Raw genomic sequence first — 22,192 nt, 5'->3', positions numbered from 1 at the left:
TCATGACGAATCAACACGGCCGGTATAGCGTGTGCGCGTCGCGGTGTCGTCGTCCTCGCTCGGTCTCGCTGCGCGTGTGAGCCGATCGGTCGCGGTGGGAGAAGGGAGCACGCGATGGGAACCGACCAGGTCTTGCTCCACCGATTCGTCATCTCGCAACTCACCGCGGCCGGTGTCGACCGCGACCTGCTGCTGCGGGAATCGGGATTGCCCGAGTGGACCATGGCGGGCGACGACCTGCACCTGCCCAGCCGGACGTTCTCCCGGTTGTGGGAGATCGGTGCACACGAACTCGGCGATCCGGACGTCGCCCTGAACGTGGCGAGCCGCTACGAGCTCACCTGCCTGGGTCTCTACGACTACTTGTTCTCCTCGGCGCCGACGCTGGGCGCCGGATTGGCGACATGCGGACCGTACGTCACCGCGGTGACCACCAACCACCGATTCGACCTGGTCGCGGAGAACGACGACGAGGTCGCCCTGTATCTGGACATGATCGATGGGGAAGGCCGCGGTCGGGATCTCACCCAGCTGTGGGGTCTGAGCGCGGTACTCAGCCGGGCGCGGCGGGTGGTGCGCGAACCGCTGGCCCCGGTGCGGGTCTCGTTGCGTCAGCACGCTCCCGCCAAGATCGGCACCTTCGTCGAGGTCTTCGGCACCACCGCGATCGAGTTCGGCGCGCCGGTGGACGCCATGACCTTCCGCGCCGCGGACATGGACCGGCCGTTGACGACCAGCGATCCGGTGCTGGCCGGCATCCTCCGGCCCTTGGCCGCCGCGCTTCCGCCACCGCCGCCGCTGGCCACCGCCTGGCCGGAGCGCGTCGCAGCCGCCTTGGCGGACTGCTTGGACGAAGGCGACGCGTCGTTGGAGCGGGTGGCGCGCAGGCTGGCCACCAGTCCGCGCACGCTCCAGCGGCGGCTGCGCGAAGCGGGTACCACGTGGCGCGCGGAGCTGGACCGGGCGCGCGGCGCGCGGTGGGTCGCCGCGACCGCCGCAGAGCCGCTGAGCCCGGCACGGCAGGCGGAGATCCTCGGCTACTCCGACCCGGGATCGTTGCGGCGCGCGGCGCGGCGGTGGTCGCCTGCCACGTCCGTGCCGCGGGTCGAGCGGACGTTCACCGCCTGAGGAACCGCGCGGCGATCGACCAGAACGTCGCGTCCTCGATCGCCCGGAAATCCCAGCTGTTGGTGAGGGCGTGGGTCTCGGCGACGATCGCGGGAACGTCGAAGTCGTCGCGGGTGGCGGTGCCCTTGGCCTCCAGCGCCTCGATGACGTACGCGGTGGCGCTCTCCATGGAATCTGACACGGAAACTCCCATCGGTCGCAGAACGATTCGGTCGGTTACGGATCGGCTGCCGAGCGGCGCCGCGCGCGGCAGTACGCTCCCGGTGCCCGCCGCGCGGCGGACACGCATTCAGTCTCATGAAAAGACCGCTCGGTTACCAGCACCGAACGCGACAGGTCGCGACCGAACGCGCCAAGAATTCGATGCGATCAGTGCGGCGTGTAGCGCCACACGCCGAGCATGCTCTGCGCGTCGAGCGGTTCGGCGGCGTCGTGCACGGTGTCGCGCAGCCGGGCCAGGGCCGCGTCGGTGTGCAGGCCGGCGCCGATGAGCACCAGCTGCGCGCCTCGTGACTCGCCGCGCGACCAGGCGCCCGGCTCGAAGACGATGTGGCGGCCGACCATGTGCAGGACGAACTTCCTGCGTTCGTCGGCCACGCCGAAGGCGGCGAACCCTTTGGCCCGGAACAATCCCGGCGGCGGGTCCTCCAGGAAGCCGATCAGTTTGCGCGGGTCCAGCGCTCGTCCGCTGGCGAAGGAGACGCTGGTGTAGTCGTCGTGCAGATGACGGTGCCCGGCGTGGTCCTCGTGGTCGTGCTCGACGAGCAGTTCGTCGAAACTCAGCTGCTCGGCCACTGCCGGGCGTGCGCGCAGCGGTTCGTCGAACAGCAGCCCCGGATCGATCCGGCCGTAGATGGTGGCGTACACCGGCACTGAGCCGATCAGTGCCGCGATGTCCGCGCGCAGCCGGGCGAGTCGCTCGGGCGCGACCCGATCGGCCTTGTTCACCACCACCAGATCGGCCAGCCGCAGATGGGTGCGCAGCTCCGGGTGGCGGGCACTGCTCTGCGGGAACTGTTCGGCGTCGACCACTTCGACCAGCCCGCCGTAGCGCAGGCGCGGATTGTCGCTGCCGAGCACCATCCGGATGAGGTTGCGCGGCTCGGCCAGGCCGCTGGCTTCCACCACGATCACGTCTATCCCGGCGCGCGGCTGGGTGAGCCGGGTGAACAGCTCGTCCAGTTCGGTGACGTCGACCGCGCAGCACACGCAGCCGTTACCGAGCGAGACCATGGCGTCGACCTGTCCGGCGACCAGCATCGAGTCGATGTTGATCGCGCCGAAGTCGTTGACCACCACGCCGATCCGGGTCCCCCGATTGTCCCGGAGCACATGGTTGAGCAGCGTGGTCTTCCCGGAACCGAGAAACCCCGCGACGAGCACAACAGGAATCCGGTCAGCCATTCCGCTCACCCTAGTGCGCCGCGCGACCCGGGCGGAAAGCCGGACGCCACCCTGGCAGCGGCGAGAGTGGCGTCCGGTGGGTTCGATGTGCGAACTATTTGGCGGGGCCGAGCAGCATGCCCGCCAGGCTGTAGCCGAGATTGATCAGCTCGGTGGTGATGGCGTTGTTGTCCAGGCCGAGCAGCTTCGCCAGCGGCATCAGCAGTTCCATGATCGAGGCGTTGCCCCCGGCGGTCCCGGGTGACTGCTGCGCGTTCGGCGTGCCCGGCGACTGGGTCCCGGACGTACCCGGCGATGTCGGCGACCCCGAGGTGCCAGGAGACTGCGGTGCCGCCGTACCCGGGGCGGGCTTCGGCGTCGACGTGCCCGGAACGGACTGTGCCTGCGGCACCGCGGGAGCCGCCGGACTCTGCGGCGATCCGGGCGTCGTCGAACCCTGCGGCACTCCGGGGATCGTCCAGTTCTGCGGCGCTGCCGGACTCTGCGGAGATCCGGGAGTCGTGAAATTCTGCGGCACCGCGGGAACCGTCTGGGCCTGCGGTACCACCGGGTTCGTCTGCGCCTGCGGACTACCCGGAGTCGTCTGCCCCTGCGGGGTTTCCGGTGCCGCCGCCGGGCGGTCGAGCGACGAGCCCTGCGGAGCGGTCTGCCCGGATCGCTGATCAGGCGCGGCACTCGGCTGCGGTGCGCCGAGCAGGTGCCCCACCACACCGGTGGTCAGCGCGATGGCGTGCTTGAGCTGGCCCTCCGGTGTTTCCAGCAGCGCCGCGTCCTCGGGATTGGCGCCGTTGCCCATCTCCAGGAAGACCACCGGGACAGTGGTCAGAGCGGGCCCGGCGACGTCCTTGCGGGTCTGCAGACCGTCCACCACGCCGCCGTAGTTCGCGGGCGGGAATCCCGCCTGGCGGTAGGCGTCGCGCACCGCTTCGGACGCGGCGCGGCCCGCTCCGGACTGCGCCTGATCGATGATCGGATTCGGGATCGGCAGTTCGGGGACGATCAGGTGGAACCCGCGATACTGCGCGGGCGCGCTGTCGGCATGGATGCTCACGGCGAGATCCGCGCCGGACTGGCTCGCCGCGCGGGCCCGGTCGTCGATGCAGCCGCCCCAGTTCAGGTCGTCTTGGCGGCTCAGCACGACGTGCGCGCCGAGCGTCTCCAGCGACGTCTTGACGACTTGGGCGACGTTCCAGGTGATGGTGTGCTCGGGAACGCCGTTCATGGTGGTCATGCCGGTGGTCTGGCAGTCCTTCGTGCCGCCGCGACCATCGCTGACCTGTCTCGCCAAGTCTTGGGAGTGGTTCGATCCCTGGTGACCGGGATCGAGGAAAACGGTCTTGCCCGCGAGCTTCTCGGACATGTCCAGCGGCGACGGCTCCGCCTGTGCGGCGACCGGGAGCAACCCGGACAGCGTCACCGTCACCGCCGCCGTGACGGCGGTACAGATACCGGCTTTGACGATGCTTGGCTTCATAGTGCGGTCGGCGCCCCGGGATGGGGCGCCCCTCCCTTCCCACTTGTAACACCAAACTCAGTGGTTCACTCTGGCAACGCTTGTATCAGCAAAGCAAGCTGCGTGATCGAAGTGTTACAGCATGCGCGGGACCCGGTGACCAACCTCGGCCGGGCAGTTTGCGCGGAGATAGCAGAGCGTAATGCATCGGCGGCTTCGGCACGCCGATCGGCACGCCGAAATCCTGGGCGACTTCCTGGTGGGCGGGACGCATCGGCGACTACGGCACACCGGGCGCAGGGTGTCGTGGCCAGTAGCTGGACACCCTAGAGGTCAAGGAGATTGTCGGCGACGCAGAGCATCTGACGGAGCTCGACGAACTCGCCGGTCCCGCTTGGTCACACGGTCCAGGAGACCCGCGCCCGTGCGGATTCCCGGATTCGGCGCACACCACCCCGTCGGTTCTGGTATTCCTTGCCGCGGAGATGGGGGTCTCTCGGGTCGGCCGCGGCGGCGGGAGAACGACGACCGTGGACGCGGCGGTAGTACAAGGCAAGGAGAATCGGTATGCGTGCGCGCGCACTCCTGTTCGCGGGAGCCATGACCACCGCGGTGACGCTGCTCGCGACGGGAACGGCGTCGGCCGAACCCGCGAACACGATGTCCCACGACGGCGTCTACCTGGTCGGCGTCGACATCGCGCCCGGGATCTGGGAGGCGCCCGGCACCCCCGACCCCGCCTACGCCTGCGATTGGCGCAGGCTCTGGAAGGTCGAGGGCGGCAACACGAACCTGCAGTACATCATCGCGAACAACTACACCCGGCTCGGTCCCGTCCGGGTGCAGATCAAGGCGACCGACGTCGGGTTCAAGACCGAGAACTGCGGGCCGTGGCGGTTGTCGCCGGCGTCGCCGCCGACCGGCTCGTTCGGCGGCTGAACCCGAACGCCATCCCCAGGCGGCATATCGACTCGCGTTCAACAGCGGCTAGGGTCAGCCGCATGACGCGGAAAAGGATTCTGATCACCGGGGCGAGCGCGGGCCTCGGGGCCGCCATGGCGCGTGACTTCGCCGCCAGGGGCCGTGATCTCGCGCTGTGCGCGCGCAGGCTGGACGCGCTCACGGCGCTGCGCGACGAGCTGGCGGCGGCACACCCCGGGATCACTGTCGCGGTGCGCGCCCTCGACGTGGACGACCACGCGGCGGTGCCGGTCGTCTTCGAGGAGCTGCGCGACGAGCTCGGCGGCCTGGACCGCGTGATCGTCAACGCCGGTATCGGCAAAGGCGCGCGGGTCGGCAGCGGACGTGCGGACGCGAACCTCGCGACGGCCACGACGAACTTCGTCAGCGCGCTGGCGCAGGCGGAAGCGGCGCTGGAGATCTTCCGCGCACAGCGAGCCGGGCATCTCGTGCTGGTCGCCTCGATGAGCGCGGTCCGCGGCCTTCCCGGCAAGAAAGCGGCCTATTCGGCGAGCAAGGCGGGGCTCGCGGCCCTCGGCGAGGCACTGGCCACCGAACTGGCCCGTTCGCCGATCACCGTGACCACACTGTTGCCGGGGTTCATCGCCACGGACATGGCGGCCAAGGCGGGGGACGCACGGATGGTGGCGTCCCTGGACCAAGGCGTCGCGGCCATGGTGGCCGCCATCGAGAAGGAGCGGCGGCGGGCCTGCGTGCCCGGCTGGCCGTGGCGGCTGGTAGACCTCGCACTGCCCCACCTGCCCGATGCCCTGGTGGCCCGGTTGAGCTGATCCGGCCGCCGGTTACTTGACCAGCGTGAACTGGATGACGTCGACGCGGCCCGCGCGGAATTGCGCCGCGCACCCGGTCAGGTACTCGAGGTACCTCCGGTAGACCGCTTCGGACGCGAGGGCCACCGCCTCCTCCCGGTGCGCCCGCAGCGCCTCCGCCCAGCAGTCGAGGGTGCGCGCGTAATGCGGCCGCAACTCCTGCATCTTCTCCGTGCCGAGCCCTGCGCGTCCGGCGAGCCGCGTGACCTCGGCGGGGTGCGGCAGTTGTCCGCCGGGGAAGATCTCCCGCTTGATGAAGATGTGGAACAGCGCGTCTTCGCGGGTGACGGGAATCTGCATCCGCTGCAGGTCTTTCAGCGTGTACCCGACGATGGTGTGCAGCAGCATCCGGCCGTCCAGCGGCAGCATCCGATGGCACCGCTCGAAGAACGCCTCGTACCGGGACCGCCGGAAATGCTCGAACGCGCCGATACTGACGATCCGATCGGCCGCGCCGTCGTATTCCTCCCAGCCCTGCAACCGGACCTGCGCGCCCGCGATGCGTTCGCGCTCGATCTTGTTCCTGACGTAGTCGTACTGATTGCGGCTGAGCGTCAGTCCCACCACCTCGACACCGTAGGCCGTGGCGGCCCGTAGCATCGTCGAGCCCCACCCGCATCCGACGTCGAGCAGGGTCATTCCCGGCCGCAGGCCGAGTTTGCCGAGTGCCAGATCGATCTTGGCCCGCTGCGCCTGCTCGAGCGTCAGGTCCGGTTGCTGGAAGTAGGCACAGCTGTAGGTCATCGTCGGGTCGAGGAAAAGCGCGTAGAACTCGTCGGAAAGGTCGTAGTGCGCCTGCACCTGCCGATAGAACGGCTGGAGGTCGGTCATCGAGTTCTCCTGTTCATCGGGTTCATGCACTGATACCTCCGCACCCGCCGCCGCGTTTCACCCCACGCCGACCGATACCGAACCGATGTGCACGTCTCCGTAGGACAACGGGCGATTACCCCCGAAGTAATCGACTCCGCGACCGGCGACGGGCAGGATCGCGGCCATGATCGATGAGACGGGCACCAAGCTGTTCCACCAGACCATGCCGTTCACCGAGCGCCTCGGCGTCGAGGTGCTCACCCACGGACCCGAGCTGGTCCGCAGCCGCCTGGCCTGGGACGAATCACTGTGCACGCTCGGCGGGGTGCTGCACGGCGGGGTGCTGATGTCGCTGGCCGACGCCACCGGCGCGGTCTGCGCGTTCCTGAACCTGCCCGAAGGCAAGCAGGGCACCACCACGGTGGAGTCGAAGACGAATTTCCTGCGCTCCGTCCGCTCCGGGCACGCCATCGCCTCGGCGACCCCGCTGCATGCCGGGCGCTCGTTCATCGTGATCGAGACCGTCGTCCGGGACGACGCGGACAAGCTGGTCGCGAAGGTCACCCAGACCCAAGCGGTGCTCTAGCCGCAGGCCGGGCGAGCGCCCACTCAGCCCGCCGCCGCGCGGGCGGCCGGCCACACGCGGGCGAGGTCGAGCAGTTGCCGCAGTCCCGCGTCGAAATCCGCCGCGGGGACCGGCAGCCGCACCGCGGTCCGTCCGCCCGGCGCCGACCCCGACCGGCGCGCGGCCGCCGCGCACGCCACTCGACGCGCGTAATCGGTCAGCGGGCACCCCGATCCGACCGGCTCGGCGGCCGCCGGAGCATAGCGTCCGAGCTGCAGCAGCGCGTCTTGGATCTCCACCGTCATGCGCAACAGCCGGACCTTCGCATCCTCCCGCTCGTCGGCGGCGGGCCGCAGCACGATCTCGGGAACGGCGGCGGTGAGATCTCGCCACAGCGGGCGCAGCCTGCGGCAGGATCGCCCGGACCGGTCGAGTTCCACCGTGGCCAGCAGGGCCCGTACCAGCGGAATCGCGACCAGCGCCGCGTCGAGCGTCAGACAGATGATGACTGTCGCCTCGATCCTGAGCACCTGCGTGCCCAAGCCCGGCCGGCCGGAGATCACCTGCACCATCGACAGCACCAGATTCGCCGCGAAAAGCGTCGCGGCCCAGATCATCCCGCCGGATACCAGCTTCACCGCCAGGCCGACGTCGCGGGACCGCAGCTCACGCAGGCACATCGCGGCCAGCAAGGAGACATTCACCAGCAGCGGAAGGCAGAAGGCGCTCCACACCACGAGACCCTCGACATCCGGTGTCAGGTCGACGAGCCTTCCCTCCTGCCGGGCCGGCGTTCCCGCCAGGAGTATCGCCGCGGTGCACCCGGCGGCGATCGCGCAGCTGACCTGGTGCCTGCGCCGGACCGCCGCCGGATCCGCGTCGAAAGCCCAGACGCGGACGATTCCCTGCAGGCACATCGATGACATCACGGTGCAGCCCAGCGCCAGCTGATGCGTCAGACTGGCGATCCCGGGCGTCATGGTGCACCGATACAGCAGCAGACTCAGCACGCCCCAGACGAACAGCCGATTCACCAGTCGGTCGACCACCGTGTCGCGCAGAAGCGCCAGGCGGCCCGCACCGACTACCGCGACGAAGCCGAGCGCAGGCCAGGCGATCATTCCCGGAACCGATGACATCGGCCGACCTCCCACCCACGAAACTGTCGCCCGCGAACGATACCGTTGCCGGATGTTCGTGACCGCCCAGTTCCAGACCCGATTGGCACTTCCGGGCACCGAGCATATGTCTTGTTTGTCCCTTTTTCGACATCACGGGCCGATCCCCGGGGGAATACGCGCACCGATTGTCACCGAGCCCAGAATCGACGCGCGTAGCTCATGCGAAGTCACAGCGCCACACGCGGGGACGAATTGGAAATGGGCGCAAAACATTTGGTCGAATGACTATGGATGTTACGGTGTATCACATAGAGTTTCAGTGACGACACTCACCTCCGACACGCACCCTCAGGCGGGTGCGTCTGCTCTGTGTAGCTCGCGAACGCGGCTCCACCTCATGCTCTGCCCGCCCGTTCGTGCGGCAAGAACGGAGATATCTGTGCGCGATGAACCCCGATCGACTTTCCGGACCGAGCGAGTCGAAGGTGCATCGATCCGAACAGATGTCGTTCCCCGACCACGGCCGGGCCGTGCCCGAACTCTCCGGCCGCGGCCGACGGCCCCGAGACCGGCGGCCCGCGCGGCGACCACAACCTGGGCGCGCTCGGTCGAGCGGCGGTACCGCCTCCCCGAGGACAGCGCACTAGCGAATCTATGCGCCACGGCGTGACCGTGCTGGGGAAACGGAAACGATGAGCAAGCAGACTGCCGGAACAACTGAACTAGTCGTGCGCCCGGCCGCCGGGACGGATTCGATGAACACCGCGTTGCGTGATCGCCTGATCGACGCGACCGTCGAGGTGGTGTCGACCGAGGGCTTGCACGCGCTCACCGTCCGCCGCGTGTCGCGAATGTGCGGGGTCTCCACGATGGCGGTGTACTCCAACTTCGGGGGCATGCCGGGCCTGATCCGAGCCGCGGGATCCGCCGGCTTCGCACAGCTGGCCGAGCGCATGACCGCAGCCGGGGTGACCGAAGAGCCGATCACCGATCTGCTCGTGCTCGGCCTCGTGTTCCGCGACGAGGCCCAGCGCAGGCCGGAACTCTTCCAGCTGATGTTCGGCACCGGGACCCGCATCGATCTGAAGATCAACCGTGGCAATGTGCTGGTGGCCGGGCACGATTCGGAGTTCGAACATTACGCGGAGACTTTCGACCACGTGGTCGGGGCGGTGCAGCGCGCGCAGGACGCCGGGCTGATCAACACCCCGGAGGTCCGTTCCGCCGCGGCGCAGCTGTGGATGGGGCTGTTCGGCTTCGTCCAATTGGAGATGGCCGGCCATCTGGGCGACGACGGGCTGCTCGAAGTACTGGTGCCCGCGATCGTGAATCTGCTCGTCGGCATGGGCGCGGAACTGGAGACCGTGGGCGCGTCGGTCCTGCTCGCCGTGGAGCGGTTCGCCACGCTGTTCGGCGACTGACCGCTCGCGTCCGGGTCAGAACGGCAGCCGGGACCTGAACCGCTGGGCGCGTGCCATCGCGCGCTCGGCGGCGCTTCCGCGCGGCGGCATCAGCCCCAATTGCAGCAGCATCTCGGTGAGGTCCCAGGTGGCCTGGCTGCGCCAGATCAGCCCGGAGCGGAACTGCCACGCGTCGATGACCAGCAGATCGATGCGCTTGCCGGTCGGCCCGAACCCGGGCGGATCGATCGGACCGAGGTGGGTACCGGTCATGCGCCACGGCACGAGGGCGAGCCGGTTGTCCGCGGCGAGTACCGGCGCGAACGGATTGGTATAGGCGACATCCGGGAACGAGCGCACCGTGTCGGTGACGAACTTCTCCACGCCCGCCCGCCCGTGCGCGGGCGCGTCCAGCGAGGGATCGTGCCAGATCGTGTCCTCGGTGACGCATTTCGCGACCGCCGCACCGTCTCCGCTGTTCCAGCCCGCGATGTATCGCTCGGTGAAGTCGAGCAGCCACGCAGCGCTTTCGATGGGTTCGGCCTCCGGCTCGATACGGAACTGCCCGGTGTTGTACGGATCCACGCCCATCGCCTTTCACCCCAGTGCGTATTCGACGAGCCATGGTAGCCACGAACGGACGACCGACTCAACAGGTCCCGGGGCACCGCCGCCGAACGATGCAAAATAACATCGGAATAACGGTGTAATTCCCCGGAGGCGCGGCGGCCATAACTGCGTAATAACAGCAGAATAATATCGTCATACCCGTCCTGAACTGCGGTGATAACGAGTCGTCATTACTTATCCCGCAATGCATTTCGTTTGCGGTCGGCACGATTCCGTATTGACCTTCGCGAATCGGGACTCCTACCATGGGTGGACACAGACCTCCTACCGCGGAACCACTTCACCTCCGGACGACGCTGCTGGCCGAACAGGTTTACCGGCGTCGCGTTTCCGGTTGTCTCCACGCTGTTTCGACGATGTCGGCGAGAAACCGCCGACATTTTCGAATACCTGAGCATCAGGGGATTTTTCATGCCCAATGTAGCAATTGTCGGTATCGGCTGCCGTTTTCCGGGCGGCATCGACGGACCGGGCTCGTTCTGGGATCTCGTCGTGCACAGGGGTGACGGGATCGTGGAAGTACCGGCGGACCGCTGGAACCTGGCGAAGTTCTACGACCCCGACCCGGACGCTCCGGGCCGGATGTACACCAGGCACGGCGGATTCCTGACCCAGCCGCTGTGGGAGTTCGACGCCGAGTTCTTCGGCATCTCCCAGCGCGAGGCGTCGATCATGGATCCGCAGCAGCGACTGCTGCTGGAGGTCGCCTGGGAGGCGCTGGACGACGCGGGGATGGCGGGCCGGGTCGGCGGCAGGGAGGTCGGCGTGTTCGTCGGCGGCTTCATGAACGACAACGCGTTGGTGCGCAGCGGCTCGGTGTCGCGGACCTCGATCAACAGCCACAGCCCGACCAGTTCGTCGCACACACTGCTGTCGGCCCGCATCGCGTTCCTGCTGGATCTGCTCGGGCCCACCATGACCATCGACACCGCCTGCTCGTCTTCCCTGGTCGCCCTGCACCAAGCGGTGCTCGCGCTGGAATCGGGCGAGTGCGAGACGGCGATCGTCGGCGGCGCCAACGCGATGCTGCGGCCGGAAGCGTTCATCTCCATGTGCAAAGGCCGGTTCCTCGCGGTCGACGGCCGGTGCAAGTCCTTCGACGCGGCCGCCGACGGCTACGGCCGTGGCGAGGGCGCGGGCGCGGTGGTGCTCAAGCAGCTGGACGCGGCGGTGCGGGATCGGGACCGGATCTACGCGGTGGTGCGGGGCAGCGGCGTCAACCAGGACGGCCGCACGCTCGCCATCCCGGTGCCCAACCCTGTCGCACAGGAGGCCCTGGCCCGGCGGGTGCGCCGGCTGGCGGGCATCGACGCGCACGACATCCGCTACGTGGAGGCGCACGGCACCGGCACGCCGGTCGGCGATCCGCTCGAATTGGCCGCGCTGGGCGCGGTGTACGGGGCCGTCGAGGGCCGCGACGAGCCGCTGCCGGTCGGCTCGGTGAAGAACAACATCGGGCACACCGAAGCCGCCGCGGGCGTCGCGGGCGTCATCAAAGCCGCGCTGACCTTGCACCACGGCGTCATCGCACCGCAACTGCGGCTGGACAATCCGAACCCCGAGATCGATTTCGACGAACTGCGGGTACGCATTCCGCTGGAGACCGAACCGCTGCCGAACGACGACGGCCGGGCCGCGGTGGCGGTCAACAGCTTCGGGTACGGCGGAACCAACGCCCACGCGATCCTCACCCGCGCACCGGAAGTGCCCGCGCCCGCCGCGGAATCCGCGCGCGGGCCGATCACCGTGCTGCCGCTGTCGGCCCGCAACGAGACCGCGTTGCGCACGATGGCCACCCAGCTGCACGACCTCACCGAGGCCACCCCCGTCGAGGCGGTGACCGAGGCGGCCTGGGTGCAGCGCGCGCACCATCCGCTCCGCGCCGCCTTCGCCTACCGTGACGCCGACGATCTGCGCACCCAGCTCGCCGATTTCGCCGCGGGATCGGGCAAGTCGCCCGCCCGGGCGCTCACCGACGGTGCCACCCAGCCGGTGTTCGTGTTCAGCGGCATGGGCCCGCAGTGGTGGGGCATGGCCCGCGGCCTGCTCGAGGCGGGCGGGCACTTCGCGGCCGCCGCGCGGGCGATCGACGAGGTCTTCGGCGAGATCGCGGGCTGGTCGATCGTCGAGGAACTCCTGCGCCCCGAAGCGGAATCGCAGATCACGAGCACCGCCTACGCGCAACCGGCGAACTTCCTGGTCCAAGCCGCGCTGGTGGCCGAACTCGCCGAACTCGGCATCCACCCCGCCGCGGTGGTCGGCCACAGCGTCGGCGAAGTCGCCTCGGCCTATGTCTCGGGCTCGCTGTCGCTGCGCGACGCGCTACTGGTGAGCTATCACCGCGCTCGGTTGCAGGCCACCACCGCTGGCACCGGCGGCATGCTGGCGGTCGGACTGCCGGAGGAACAGCTGCGCGAGCGCCTGGCCGGTGTGCCCGGCGTCTGCGTCGCGGCGATCAACAGCCACTCCGCCGCGACACTGTCCGGCGACCTGGCCGAATTGGACCGCATCAGGGAAGAACTCACCGAAGAAGGCGTGTTCGCCAAGGCCCTGCGCGTCGAAGTGCCCTATCACAGCCACCTGATGGACCCCATCCTCGGCGATCTCACCGCGGCGCTGGCCGACCTCGCGCCGCGATCCGCGCGGGTGCCGATCTGGTCCACCGTCACCGGTGATGAACTGTCCGGCCCCGAGTGGGACGCCGAGTACTGGTGCCGCAACGTGCGCGAGCCGGTGGCGTTCGGCGCGGCCGTGGACAGCCTGCTCGACGCCGGGCACCGGGTCTTCCTCGAGGTCGGCCCGCATCCGGTGCTCAGCGGCAACATCAAGGAGGCGTTCGTGCGCCGCGGCCTCGACGGCGCGGCGATCAGCACCCTGGCCCGCAACGCCGACGACCGGGACAACCTGCTGCGCGCGGTGGGCGAGCTGTACCAGGTGGGCGGGTTGGACACCACGCACGCGCCCGGCGCGCCGGAAACCCCCGCCGCGCATCTGGATCTGCCCCGCTACCCGTGGCAGCGCCGCAGGCTCTGGATCGAGGACCCCGCGATCGAGGCGGATCGCGTCGGCGCCGTCGACGGCTACGTCATGCTCGGGCAGCGCACCGCGGCCTCCGCGCCGGAGTGGGAGGTCGAGCTGTCCGTGGCCGCGTTGCCGTGGCTGCCTGATCACGTGGTGGACGGATCGGTCGTGCTTCCGGGCGCGGCCTATCTGGACGCCGCGCTCAGCGCCGCCGCGGTGCGCACCGGCCGCGCCACCTTCGGGCTGGAGTCGGTGCAGTTCGTCGCGCCGCTGGTGATCGCACGACATGACGTGCCGGTCCTGCGCCTCACGGTCGAGGAGACCACCCACCGGTTCACCTTACGCTCGCGCGCCGCCACCGCGACCACCTGGACGGTCAACGCGTACGGCAGGCTGATCGAGGCCGATGTCGACGCGCGCACCGTCGACCTCACTCCGGCGGCGGACGCGGTGGACGTGACCGCGGCGACCCTGTACGAGGGCCTGGCCGCGCACGGCCTGGCCTACGGTCCGAGCTTCCGCCTGATCACCGACGCCCGCGTCGGGGCCGACTCCGTCCTGGCCCGGCTGGATCTGAGGCCGCTGGCAGACAGCGCGCCGAGCCTGCCGCATCTGGCCCACCCCGCCGCGGTCGACGCCGCGCTGCAGTGCTTCGCCGCCCTGTACGCCCAGACTTCGCGCGGCGCGAGCGTCGTCGTGCCGTCCTCGGTCGCGGGAGTGCGCTGGACCGGGCCGCTGCCCGAGCAGGCGGTCGTGCTGGTCCGCCGGGTGGACGGCGATCCGCTGGGCGCCGACATCACCGTCGCATCGCCGGAAGGGGCTGTCGCACTGAGTCTTTCGGGTGTTCGGTTCGCCAGGCTGGCCGCCGAGCCGGACCTGCACGACCAGCTCGACGACCTGTTCTACGAGCCGGTGTGGTCCATCGTCGACGACATCGCGACCGCCGACGAACCCGCGGCCGGCGAGGAGTTCCTGCTCGTGGTCAGCCTGGGCGGCACCGTCTCCCAGCGCGCGAAGGAGATCGCCAGCGCCCGTGCCTCCTCGGAGATCCTCACCCTGGACCCGGAGGAGGCCGGGGCCTCGGATCGCGTCCTCGCGACTCTGCGCGCAGCGCAGCAGCGGCCCGGGGCGACGCGCGGCCGCCTCGTCGTGGTGTCGGGCGCGGAGCTGGACGCCGTGCCCAATGCCTACGGGCTCGCCCTGGTCGCGAAGGCGGTCGGCGAGCTGGTGGTCGGCGAGGAGAACGACGACGCCACGGTGGCCGAGGTACGTGCGGTGGTGGTCACCGAGCAGGCGTTCTGCCTGCCGGTCGACGCCTTCGCGCATCCGGCGCAGGCCGCGCTCACCGGCGCGCGGCGCACGCTGCGCAACGAGCAACCCGCCGTGCAGTGGCGGCTGGTCGACACCGAACCGGCCACGCGCGCCGCCGACATCGTCGAGCAGGTGTTCGGCGACGGACGGGCCGACGAGGTCGCGTTGCGAGCGGGCGCGTGCTGGGCGCTGCACCTGCGCAAGTCCCTGCGGGAGCATCTGGCGGTCTGGGACGAGGCCGCGCCGCTGACCGACCCGGAAAGTTCCTTTCGCTTGGAGATTCCGCGGTCCCGGCTGTTGTCGGATCTGGCCTGGCGCGCGGTCGAGCGTGTGCCGCCGGGCCCCGGCGAGGTCGAGATCCGGATGGACGCGGTGGGCCTCAACTACAAGGACGCGCTCAAGGTGCTCGGCGTACTCACCGAAAAAGAGCTGGCCGGAACGTACTTCGGCACCGACCTGGGGATGGACGGGTTCGGCGTCGTCGAGCGGGTCGGTCCCGGGGTCACCGAGGTCGCCGTCGGCGACGAGATGTCGGTGTGCGCCAGGGACCTGGTCCGCAGGCATGTCACCCTCCGGCCGGACGAGGGCGCCACGATGCCCCTGAACTATCCGGACACCGAACTCGACCCGTGCCACTCCAGCTCGGTGCTGCCCTTCCTGACCGCCGAATTCGCCTTCGGCGAGCTCGCCCACCTGCAAGCGGGTGAGACGGTGCTGGTGCACGGCGCGGCGGGCGGCATGGGCATGGCCGCGGTCCAGGTGGCGGTGCGCCTCGGCGCGCGGGTGATCGCGACGGCGGGCTCGCAGCAGCGCCGCGCGGTGGCCGCCGCGGCGGGCGCGCACGAGGTGATCAACTCGCGGTCGATCAGCTTCGTCGACGAGGTCCTCGCGCGCACCGGCGGACGCGGCGTCGACGTGGTCTACAACTCCTCCCCCGGCGAGATCCTCCAGCAGAATCTGCGGGCGGCCGCCGAGTTCGGCCGGATCATCGAGATCGGCAAGGCCGACATCTACGGCGGAGGCGCGATCGACCTGCGCCCGTTCGACCGGAACCTGTCGTTCTTCGCCGTGGACATGGACCGCGCCTTGGCCGTGCGCCCCGAACTGGTCCGTCGCGCGGCACGCCGGGCGATGGACGCGCTGAACGACGGCACCTACGACTATCTGCCCTACACCGCTTTCCCGATGACCTCGACCGCCGAAGCCTTCGAGACCGTGGTGCGGTCCAAGCAGATCGGCCGCGTGGTCCTCGACCTGCGCGAACCGGAACCGACCGTGCTGGGCAAGCGGCCGGGCCTGCCGATCGATCCCGAGGCCAGCTACCTGGTCACCGGCGGCTTCGGCGCGTTCGGCCTGGCCACCGCGCGCTGGCTGGCGCGGATCGGCGCGCGGCGCCTGGTGCTGGCCGGGCGCAGCGGCGCCACCGGGGACGCGGCTCGCGCGGCGGTCGCCGAAATCGCCGCCCGCGGTGTGGAAGTGGTCGAAGAACGCCTGGATATGGCCGACTACGACGCCGTCGCCGCGCTGGTCGAGCGCATCGGAGCGAGCGGGCACCCGCTGCGCGGGGTGTTCCACGCGGCCGGTGTGGTGAACAACCTCGAGGTACCGCAGATCACCGCCGAGTCGCTGGCGGAGATCTTCGGGCCCAAGGTCGCCGGAGCGGTCAACCTGGATACCGCCGTCACCGCAGCCGACATCGAGCTGGACATGTTCGTGCTGTTCTCCTCGGCGAGCAGCATCGTCGGCATCTCACCCCAATTCGGGTACGCGGCAGCCAATTCCGTCCTGGACATGATCGCCGCCGCCCGCCGGGCCCGCGGCGCCGCCGCGCTCGCGGTGAACTGGGGCTTCATGAGCGGTGGCGGCGGCATGGCCGACTACGAGGCGGTCAGCCGGTACGCGGAGATGACCGGCTACCGCTCGGTGGACATGGACGTGGCCACCGATCTGCTGGGCGAATGCCTGCGGCTGAACCTTCCGCAGATCGTGCTGTTCGACGTGGACTGGAGTCAGTGGGCACTGGCGCACCGCCCGTCCACCCGCACGCCGCGTTTCGCCGAGCAGGTGGCGGCCGCGGGCGGCGGCGCGTCGGGTGCGGGCGCGCTGCGGGCGGAGATCCTCCAGCTGGGCGTCGACCAGCGCGGTGAGGTGGTGGCCTACCTGCTCGCCGAGCAGCTCGCGGCGGTGCTCGGCGTCGACGCCGAGACGATCGACCTGAACACACCGCTGCCCGAACTCGGCATGGATTCGCTGATGGGCATGGAGTTCGGCGCTCGCGTGGTGCAGGTGCTCGGCACCCAGCTGTCGGTGCTCGCCGTGATCGGACTGACGTTGCGCGGGCTCGGCGCGCGAATTGCCGAGCAGATTGCCCAGGAAGAAGAGCGCGCGGCGAGGAGCGAGGACGAATGACCGGCAACAACAGGGAACTGGCCCGCGCACTGCTGGCCAGGCACGCGAGCGGCGAGCCCGGCGCCACTCCGGCGGCGGCCGACGGCGCGCGGGCCGCGAACGGCTCCGCCGCCGCGGCCACCGCACCCGGCAACAGCGCGCCACGCGGCGTCGCGCACACGTCCTTCCGTGACCACCCCGGCGTACTCGAGGCCGGACAGCGGTTCGGGCGGTTCGACACCTGGGTCAACCAGGTCGGCCTGGTCAACCCCTACTACCTGCCGCACGAAGGCGTCAGCGGCGCGGTGACCCGCATGGCCGAGCGGGATGTGGTGAATTTCAGCAGTTTCGGCTATCTGGATCTGGCCGCCGACCCGCGGGTGCGGCAGGCGGCCAAGGACGCGATCGACCAGTACGGCACCTCCGCCGCCGCGGTCCGGATCGTGGCGGGCGAACTGCCGATCTATCGCGAACTGGAAGCCGAGATCGCCCGCCGCTACGACACCGAGGCGGCACTGGTGACCGCGAGCGGCTACCTCACCAACGCCGCCGCGGTCGGGTTCCTGCTCGGCAAGCGCGATCTCGCGGTCTGCGACGCGCTCATCCACCACAGCGTGGTCTCCGGCACGGAGTGGTCGCGCTGCAAGCGAGTCTCGTTCCGGCACAACGACCCCGAGTCGCTCGAGACGATTCTCAAGATGTCGCGGCGCAGCTTCGACCGGGCCATGGTGATCATCGAGGGCCTCTACAGCATGGACGGCGACGTGGTCCGGCTGCCCGAGATCATCGAGGTGGCCCGGCGCTACGACTGCTCGATCATGATCGATGAAGCGCATTCCTTCGGCACGCTCGGCGCGACCGGGCACGGCGTGCGCGAATTGTTCGACCTGCCCGGCGACGCCGTGGACGTCTGGATGGGGACCCTGTCCAAGGCGCTCGGCAGCGTCGGCGGCTATCTCGCGGGCAACCGGGAACTGGTCGACGGATTCAAATACGTCGCGGGCGGTTTGAGCATGTACACCGCCGCGCCGGCCCCGTCTGCCATCGGCGCCGCCCTGGCCGGGCTCGAGGTCCTGCGCGACGAGCCGGAACGCGTGACCCGGTTGCGGCACAACAGTGAGTACTTCCACCGCCGCGCCGAGGAATACGGCTTCGACATCGGCACCTCGGAGGATTCGCCGATCATCCCGGTCATGACCGGCGCCGACGAGCCGGCGGTGCTGGCGGCGCTGGCCATGCTGCAGCGCGGTTTCAGCGTGAACGCCATCACCCACCCGGTCGTCCCGGCCGGGGAGGCCAGGCTGCGGTTCTTCATCAACTGCAGGCACACCGAGCAGCACATGGACCAGGCGCTGGCCACGCTGCGCGAGGTGCTCGACGGACTCGCGGACACCGCGGGAAAGCAATTCACACTCGCCCATGAGGAGCAGCACTCGTGAAAATTCCCATCAACCGATCCCTCCTCCGAAAAGCGGTGGTGCCCGGGGTGGCCCTGCTGCTGATGGGCTCGTTGTTCATCCCCGCGCGGTCGGCGCTGCTGCCCACCTACGATGAAGCGGGCGGGCCGATCGCGAGCAAGTTCGACTTCACCGCGATGCCGATCGCCCTGCCCAAGGGCCTGCCGACCGATCGCAAGATCCGCGAGCTGCGCGAGCCGTACAAGCACCTGTCGGCCTGGATCTCGTCGGTCGGCGCGGCCATCGCGATGAACGATTTCGACGGCAACCGGCTGGCCGACGACCTGTGTGTGGTCGACCCCCGCTCCGACACGGCGTTCATCACGCCGACGCCGGACAGCAACACCGGCCGGTACGAGCCGTTCGTGCTCGATCCGAAACCGCTGCCCGCCGACGCGTCCACCGTTCCGTCGGGCTGCATCCCCGGCGACTTCAACGGTGACGGCCGGCTGGACGCCCTGGTGTCGTACTACGGCCGCACACCGATCCTGTACCTGCAGCGCGCCAACGCGACCCGTTTGGACGCCAAGGCCTTCCGCCCGGTCGACCTGGTCCCCGCCCCGAACACCCCGGACGGGCACTACGAGGGCGAGCGCTGGATCACCGCGGCGGTCTCGGTGTCCGACTTCGACGGCGACGGCAAGCCGGACATCTACCTGGGTCAGTACTTCGACGACATGGACGTGCTCTCCAAGGAGGGCCAGCTCGCGTTGTGGATGACCGACTCGCTGTCCAACGCGCGCAACGGCGGCAAGGACCGGATCTTCACCCTGGCCTCCGCCAAGTCGGGCGACGAGCCGACCGCCGACTACCGTGAGGTGGCCAACCCGTTCCCGATCGGCATGGACACCGGGTGGGCGCTGGCCGCCGCCGCGTCCGACCTGAACGGCGACCAGCTGCCGGAGCTGTACGTGGCCAACGACTTCGGGCGCGACCGCCTGTTCGTCAACAAGTCCACACCGGGACAGATCCGCTTCGGCTTCGCCGAGGGCGAGCGCGGCATCATCGAGCCGAAGTCGTATGTGCTCGGCCATGATTCGGACAAGGGCATGGCGGCGGACTTCGGCGACCTGAACGGCGACGGCATGCCGGACCTGTTCGTCAGCAACATCGCCGTGCGCTTCGCCCTGATGGAAGGCCACTTCGCGTTCTACAACACCGCCAAGGACACCGCCGACGCGGCACGTCAGCTCGCCGAGGGCGTCGCGCCGTTCAAGAACCGCGCGACCGACGTCGGGCTGGCCTGGGAGACCTGGGGCTGGGACGCCAAGATCGACGACTTCGACAACGACGGTCGCAACGAGGTGGTCCAGGCCACCGGCATGATCAAGGGCGAGACCAACCGGTGGCCGCAGATCCAGGAACTCGGCACCATGAACGACAACCTCACCAAGTACCCGTGGTCGTGGCCGATCATCGGCGAGGACGCGGATCTGGCGGGCAGCGATCCGGTCGGCTTCTTCAGCCGCGGTGACGACGGCAAGTTCGCCAACCTCACCCACGCCCTCGGCATGGACACCCCGGTGCCCTCGCGCGGCATCGCGGTCGGCGACACGTCCGGCAACGGCGCGCTGAGTTTCGCCGTCGCCCGCCAGTGGGGCGACCCGACCTTCTATCACAACAACAAGGCGAACAACGGCCAGTTCCTCGGCCTGAAGCTGTTCCGGCAGGCCTGGGAGGGCACCGCGACGGCGAACACCATTGCCGGTCTTCCCACGCAGGGCGTTCCGGCGGTGGACGCCCAGGTCGAGGTCCGCACGCCGGACGGCAGGTTGCTCACCAGCCACCTCGACGGCGGCAGCGGGCACACCGGCAAGCGCGCCACCGAGGTGCACATCGGACTCGGCGACGTCGACCCGGCCGCCCCGTTGCACGTCACGCTTCGCTGGCGGGAGACCAACGGCACCCCGCACGAACAATCCCTCCAGCTCGCGCCGGGCTGGCACACCGTGAACCTCGCCTCGGACGCGCAGGAGGTCAAGCAACGATGAGCGACAACGACAAGAAGGATCCGGGGGAGGCGACAGCCGCCTCGAACGGCCACCACGAAACCTCGGCGGCCGACGGCAACGGCAGCGTCGCCCCCGGCGCTCCCGCGGGCAACGACACGGCCCCGGAGGGCAGAGCCGTCGCCACGGTCGGCAACGGCAACGGCAACGGGACGGGCGTGACCGCGTCGGAACGTATCTCGGCAGTCCAGCGCTCGGGGACCGAGTTCGCCAAGGAATGGGTGGAGAAGCCCGCCGCCACGAAGGATCCGCGCTATCTGGCGCTGCGTAACTTCGCCATCTCGATCACCATCTTCAATCTGATCGGGTTCCCCCTGCTCGGCTTCGAGCAGCCGTTCCTCTGGCCGTTCATCGCATTGGCCACCGCCTATTCCACCGAGATCGGGCTGGAAGTCCTGGCGGCTTGGGCGTACAAACGGCCGCCCGCCTTCCGGGGCCGGGGGCCGCGGGGGCTGTTCGAGTTCCTGCTGCCCGCGCACATCACGGGTCTGGCGTTCAACTTCCTGACCTTCGCGCACGACAAACTGTGGCCGGTGATCTTCGGCATCGTCGTCGCGGTCGGCACGAAGTGGGTCCTGCGCGCCAAGATCAACGGCAAGATGCGCCACTTCATGAACCCGTCGAACTTCGGTGTGGTGGTGTGCTTCCTGGTCTTTCCGATGATCGCGGTGGCCCCGCCCTACCACTTCACCGAATACATCACCGGACCGGCGGACGCGCTCATCGTGCTCGGCCTGCTGATGACCGGCACGATGCTCAACGCCAAGCTGACGCTGAAGATGCCGCTGATCATGGCGTGGGTGGGCGCGTTCGCGCTGCAGGCCATCGTGCGCGGGCTCATCGAGCCGAACATCTCGATCCTGGGTGGTCTGAGCGTGATGACCGGCCTGGCGTTCGTGCTGTTCACCAATTACATGGTCACCGACCCGGGCACCACTCCGTCGGGCAAGAAGCAGCAGATCATGTTCGGCGCCTCGGTCGGCATCATGTACGGCGTGGTCACCGCGCTGCACATCTCCTACGGGTTGTTCATCGCACTGGTCATCGTCTGCGGCGCTCGCGGCGTCTACTGGTGGGTCCGCGGGATCGCGGAATGGTGGCAGCAACGCGGCGCGGCGCCGGAGGCGGCGCAGCAGCCCGTGGTGGCCGACGACCTGGAGGCCGACATAGCGCGCGAATCCGAGCCTGCGAAGGAGGCTGCCCGCTCATGACCGACCGCGCCGAGCTGCGCCGCGTGCTCGGCGCGTTCACCACCGGTGTCACCGTGGTCACCACCGGGTCGCCACGGCCGCACGGCATGACCGCCAACGCGTTCACGTCCGTCTCGCTGGATCCCCCACTGATCCTGGTGTGCGTCGCCCGCACGGCGCGCCTGCACCGGGCGATCCACGAGGCGGGCGCGTTCGCCGTTTCGGTGCTGTCGGCCGACCAGGAGCCGGTGGCCCGGTACTTCGCCGACTCCGCGCGCCCCGACGGCGACGCGCAATTCGACCAGGTCGAGTGGTTTCCCGGACCGCACACCGCGGCGCCGATGCTGGCGAACGCGGCCGCGGGGCTGGAATGCAAGCTCGACAACGTCTTCGACAGCGGCGACCACAGCATCGTCGTCGGCGAAGTACTGCACGCCGAACGCGACGCCCGACTGGCCGCCACGGGAGCGCTGACGTTCTTCGACGGCGGTTTTCGCCGCTTCATCCTGTGA

16 protein-coding genes are annotated in these 22,192 nt (G+C 69.4%); 10 read left to right on the top strand and 6 right to left on the bottom strand.

The window, feature by feature from the left end; translation table 11 throughout:
- Positions 1-114 precede the first annotated feature (114 nt).
- The gene (locus ACWEKR_RS23925) at positions 115-1,128 is read left to right on the top strand and encodes an AraC family transcriptional regulator ligand-binding domain-containing protein (RefSeq protein ID WP_452356347.1); all 1,014 of its coding nucleotides are present in this window, start codon (positions 115-117) and stop codon (positions 1,126-1,128) included.
- Here ACWEKR_RS23925 and ACWEKR_RS23920 read toward each other — a convergent pair.
- The 3 genes from ACWEKR_RS23920 to ACWEKR_RS23910 form a co-directional block, all read right to left on the bottom strand.
- The gene (locus tag ACWEKR_RS23920; protein WP_159838402.1) at positions 1,118-1,309 is read right to left on the bottom strand and encodes a hypothetical protein; all 192 of its coding nucleotides are present in this window, start codon (positions 1,307-1,309) and stop codon (positions 1,118-1,120) included. The two genes, ACWEKR_RS23925 and ACWEKR_RS23920, sit on opposite strands and share 11 nt — an antisense overlap.
- Before the next feature lie 188 nt (positions 1,310-1,497).
- Entirely contained in the window at positions 1,498-2,532 is a 1,035-nt protein-coding gene (locus tag ACWEKR_RS23915; protein ID WP_452356346.1) for a CobW family GTP-binding protein, read from the bottom strand.
- Positions 2,533-2,626: 94 nt separating this feature from the next.
- On the bottom strand, positions 2,627-4,006 hold the full coding sequence (locus tag ACWEKR_RS23910; protein WP_452356345.1) for an N-acetylmuramoyl-L-alanine amidase: 1,380 nt from the start codon (positions 4,004-4,006) through the stop codon (positions 2,627-2,629).
- A gap of 546 nt (positions 4,007-4,552) precedes the next feature.
- On the opposite strand from ACWEKR_RS23910, the gene ACWEKR_RS23905 reads away from it, so the two are divergent.
- Positions 4,553-4,924, top strand: coding sequence for a hypothetical protein (locus ACWEKR_RS23905; protein ID WP_452356344.1), 372 nt, complete (start codon positions 4,553-4,555; stop codon positions 4,922-4,924).
- Positions 4,925-4,986: 62 nt separating this feature from the next.
- The gene (locus ACWEKR_RS23900; protein ID WP_452356343.1) at positions 4,987-5,736 is read left to right on the top strand and encodes an SDR family oxidoreductase; all 750 of its coding nucleotides are present in this window, start codon (positions 4,987-4,989) and stop codon (positions 5,734-5,736) included.
- A 12-nt stretch (positions 5,737-5,748) separates the two neighbouring features.
- On the opposite strand, the gene ACWEKR_RS23895 is transcribed toward ACWEKR_RS23900, so the two are convergent.
- A complete protein-coding gene (locus ACWEKR_RS23895) occupies positions 5,749-6,606 on the bottom strand; it encodes a cyclopropane mycolic acid synthase family methyltransferase (RefSeq protein WP_452356342.1) in 858 nt (285 codons plus the stop codon).
- A gap of 166 nt (positions 6,607-6,772) precedes the next feature.
- On the opposite strand from ACWEKR_RS23895, the gene ACWEKR_RS23890 reads away from it, so the two are divergent.
- Positions 6,773-7,174, top strand: coding sequence for a PaaI family thioesterase (locus tag ACWEKR_RS23890; protein ID WP_452356341.1), 402 nt, complete (start codon positions 6,773-6,775; stop codon positions 7,172-7,174).
- A gap of 23 nt (positions 7,175-7,197) precedes the next feature.
- Here the strand turns inward: ACWEKR_RS23890 and ACWEKR_RS23885 are convergent, their stop codons facing one another.
- Positions 7,198-8,292, bottom strand: coding sequence for an MAB_1171c family putative transporter (locus tag ACWEKR_RS23885; protein ID WP_452356340.1), 1,095 nt, complete (start codon positions 8,290-8,292; stop codon positions 7,198-7,200).
- A 674-nt stretch (positions 8,293-8,966) separates the two neighbouring features.
- On the opposite strand from ACWEKR_RS23885, the gene ACWEKR_RS23880 reads away from it, so the two are divergent.
- A complete protein-coding gene (locus ACWEKR_RS23880) occupies positions 8,967-9,695 on the top strand; it encodes a TetR/AcrR family transcriptional regulator (protein WP_452356339.1) in 729 nt (242 codons plus the stop codon).
- 15 nt (positions 9,696-9,710) lie between these two features.
- Here ACWEKR_RS23880 and ACWEKR_RS23875 read toward each other — a convergent pair whose 3' ends face one another.
- Positions 9,711-10,265: an ester cyclase gene (locus tag ACWEKR_RS23875; protein ID WP_452356338.1), complete on the bottom strand. Its 555-nt coding sequence runs from the start codon at positions 10,263-10,265 to the stop codon at positions 9,711-9,713.
- A 450-nt stretch (positions 10,266-10,715) separates the two neighbouring features.
- Here ACWEKR_RS23875 and ACWEKR_RS23870 point away from each other — a divergent pair, with 450 nt between their 5' ends.
- From ACWEKR_RS23870 to ACWEKR_RS23850, 5 genes are read left to right on the top strand one after another with little or no spacing between them, the layout of a single operon-like run.
- Positions 10,716-17,045: a type I polyketide synthase gene (locus tag ACWEKR_RS23870; RefSeq protein ID WP_452356337.1), complete on the top strand. Its 6,330-nt coding sequence runs from the start codon at positions 10,716-10,718 to the stop codon at positions 17,043-17,045.
- Positions 17,042-18,463, top strand: a complete 1,422-nt coding sequence (locus ACWEKR_RS23865) for an aminotransferase class I/II-fold pyridoxal phosphate-dependent enzyme (protein WP_452356336.1) — start codon at positions 17,042-17,044, stop codon at positions 18,461-18,463. Before ACWEKR_RS23870 ends, ACWEKR_RS23865 begins: the two co-directional genes overlap by 4 nt.
- Positions 18,460-20,472 (top strand): CRTAC1 family protein, encoded by a 2,013-nt coding sequence (locus ACWEKR_RS23860; RefSeq protein WP_452356335.1) that lies wholly within the window; start codon positions 18,460-18,462, stop codon positions 20,470-20,472. Before ACWEKR_RS23865 ends, ACWEKR_RS23860 begins: the two co-directional genes overlap by 4 nt.
- Positions 20,469-21,701 carry an enediyne biosynthesis protein gene (locus tag ACWEKR_RS23855; RefSeq protein ID WP_452356334.1) on the top strand — a complete coding sequence of 411 codons (1,233 nt, stop codon included), beginning with the start codon at positions 20,469-20,471 and terminating at the stop codon, positions 21,699-21,701. The genes ACWEKR_RS23860 and ACWEKR_RS23855 overlap by 4 nt, the downstream gene beginning before the upstream one ends.
- Positions 21,698-22,192 carry a flavin reductase family protein gene (locus ACWEKR_RS23850; RefSeq protein WP_452356333.1) on the top strand — a complete coding sequence of 165 codons (495 nt, stop codon included), beginning with the start codon at positions 21,698-21,700 and terminating at the stop codon, positions 22,190-22,192. Before ACWEKR_RS23855 ends, ACWEKR_RS23850 begins: the two co-directional genes overlap by 4 nt.

It is taken from the genome of Nocardia sp. NPDC004573 (assembly GCF_053602135.1).
Note: the sequence above shows the minus strand (reverse complement) of the source record. Positions and strands in the feature narration are given on the sequence as shown.

What these genes read in the sequence shown, in the direction of transcription:
- ACWEKR_RS23895 (WP_452356342.1), bottom strand. Translation starts at nt 6,606, where the DNA reads ATGACCGACCTCCAGCCGTTCTATCGGCAGGTGCAGGCGCACTACGAC.
- ACWEKR_RS23905 (WP_452356344.1), top strand. Translation starts at nt 4,553, where the DNA reads ATGCGTGCGCGCGCACTCCTGTTCGCGGGAGCCATGACCACCGCGGTG.
- ACWEKR_RS23885 (WP_452356340.1), bottom strand. Translation starts at nt 8,292, where the DNA reads ATGTCATCGGTTCCGGGAATGATCGCCTGGCCTGCGCTCGGCTTCGTC.
- ACWEKR_RS23855 (WP_452356334.1), top strand. Translation starts at nt 20,469, where the DNA reads ATGAGCGACAACGACAAGAAGGATCCGGGGGAGGCGACAGCCGCCTCG.
- ACWEKR_RS23850 (WP_452356333.1), top strand. Translation starts at nt 21,698, where the DNA reads ATGACCGACCGCGCCGAGCTGCGCCGCGTGCTCGGCGCGTTCACCACC.
- ACWEKR_RS23865 (WP_452356336.1), top strand. Translation starts at nt 17,042, where the DNA reads ATGACCGGCAACAACAGGGAACTGGCCCGCGCACTGCTGGCCAGGCAC.
- ACWEKR_RS23875 (WP_452356338.1), bottom strand. Translation starts at nt 10,265, where the DNA reads ATGGGCGTGGATCCGTACAACACCGGGCAGTTCCGTATCGAGCCGGAG.
- ACWEKR_RS23870 (WP_452356337.1), top strand. Translation starts at nt 10,716, where the DNA reads ATGCCCAATGTAGCAATTGTCGGTATCGGCTGCCGTTTTCCGGGCGGC.
- ACWEKR_RS23910 (WP_452356345.1), bottom strand. Translation starts at nt 4,006, where the DNA reads ATGAAGCCAAGCATCGTCAAAGCCGGTATCTGTACCGCCGTCACGGCG.
- ACWEKR_RS23900 (WP_452356343.1), top strand. Translation starts at nt 4,987, where the DNA reads ATGACGCGGAAAAGGATTCTGATCACCGGGGCGAGCGCGGGCCTCGGG.
- ACWEKR_RS23925 (WP_452356347.1), top strand. Translation starts at nt 115, where the DNA reads ATGGGAACCGACCAGGTCTTGCTCCACCGATTCGTCATCTCGCAACTC.
- ACWEKR_RS23890 (WP_452356341.1), top strand. Translation starts at nt 6,773, where the DNA reads ATGATCGATGAGACGGGCACCAAGCTGTTCCACCAGACCATGCCGTTC.
- ACWEKR_RS23880 (WP_452356339.1), top strand. Translation starts at nt 8,967, where the DNA reads ATGAGCAAGCAGACTGCCGGAACAACTGAACTAGTCGTGCGCCCGGCC.
- ACWEKR_RS23915 (WP_452356346.1), bottom strand. Translation starts at nt 2,532, where the DNA reads ATGGCTGACCGGATTCCTGTTGTGCTCGTCGCGGGGTTTCTCGGTTCC.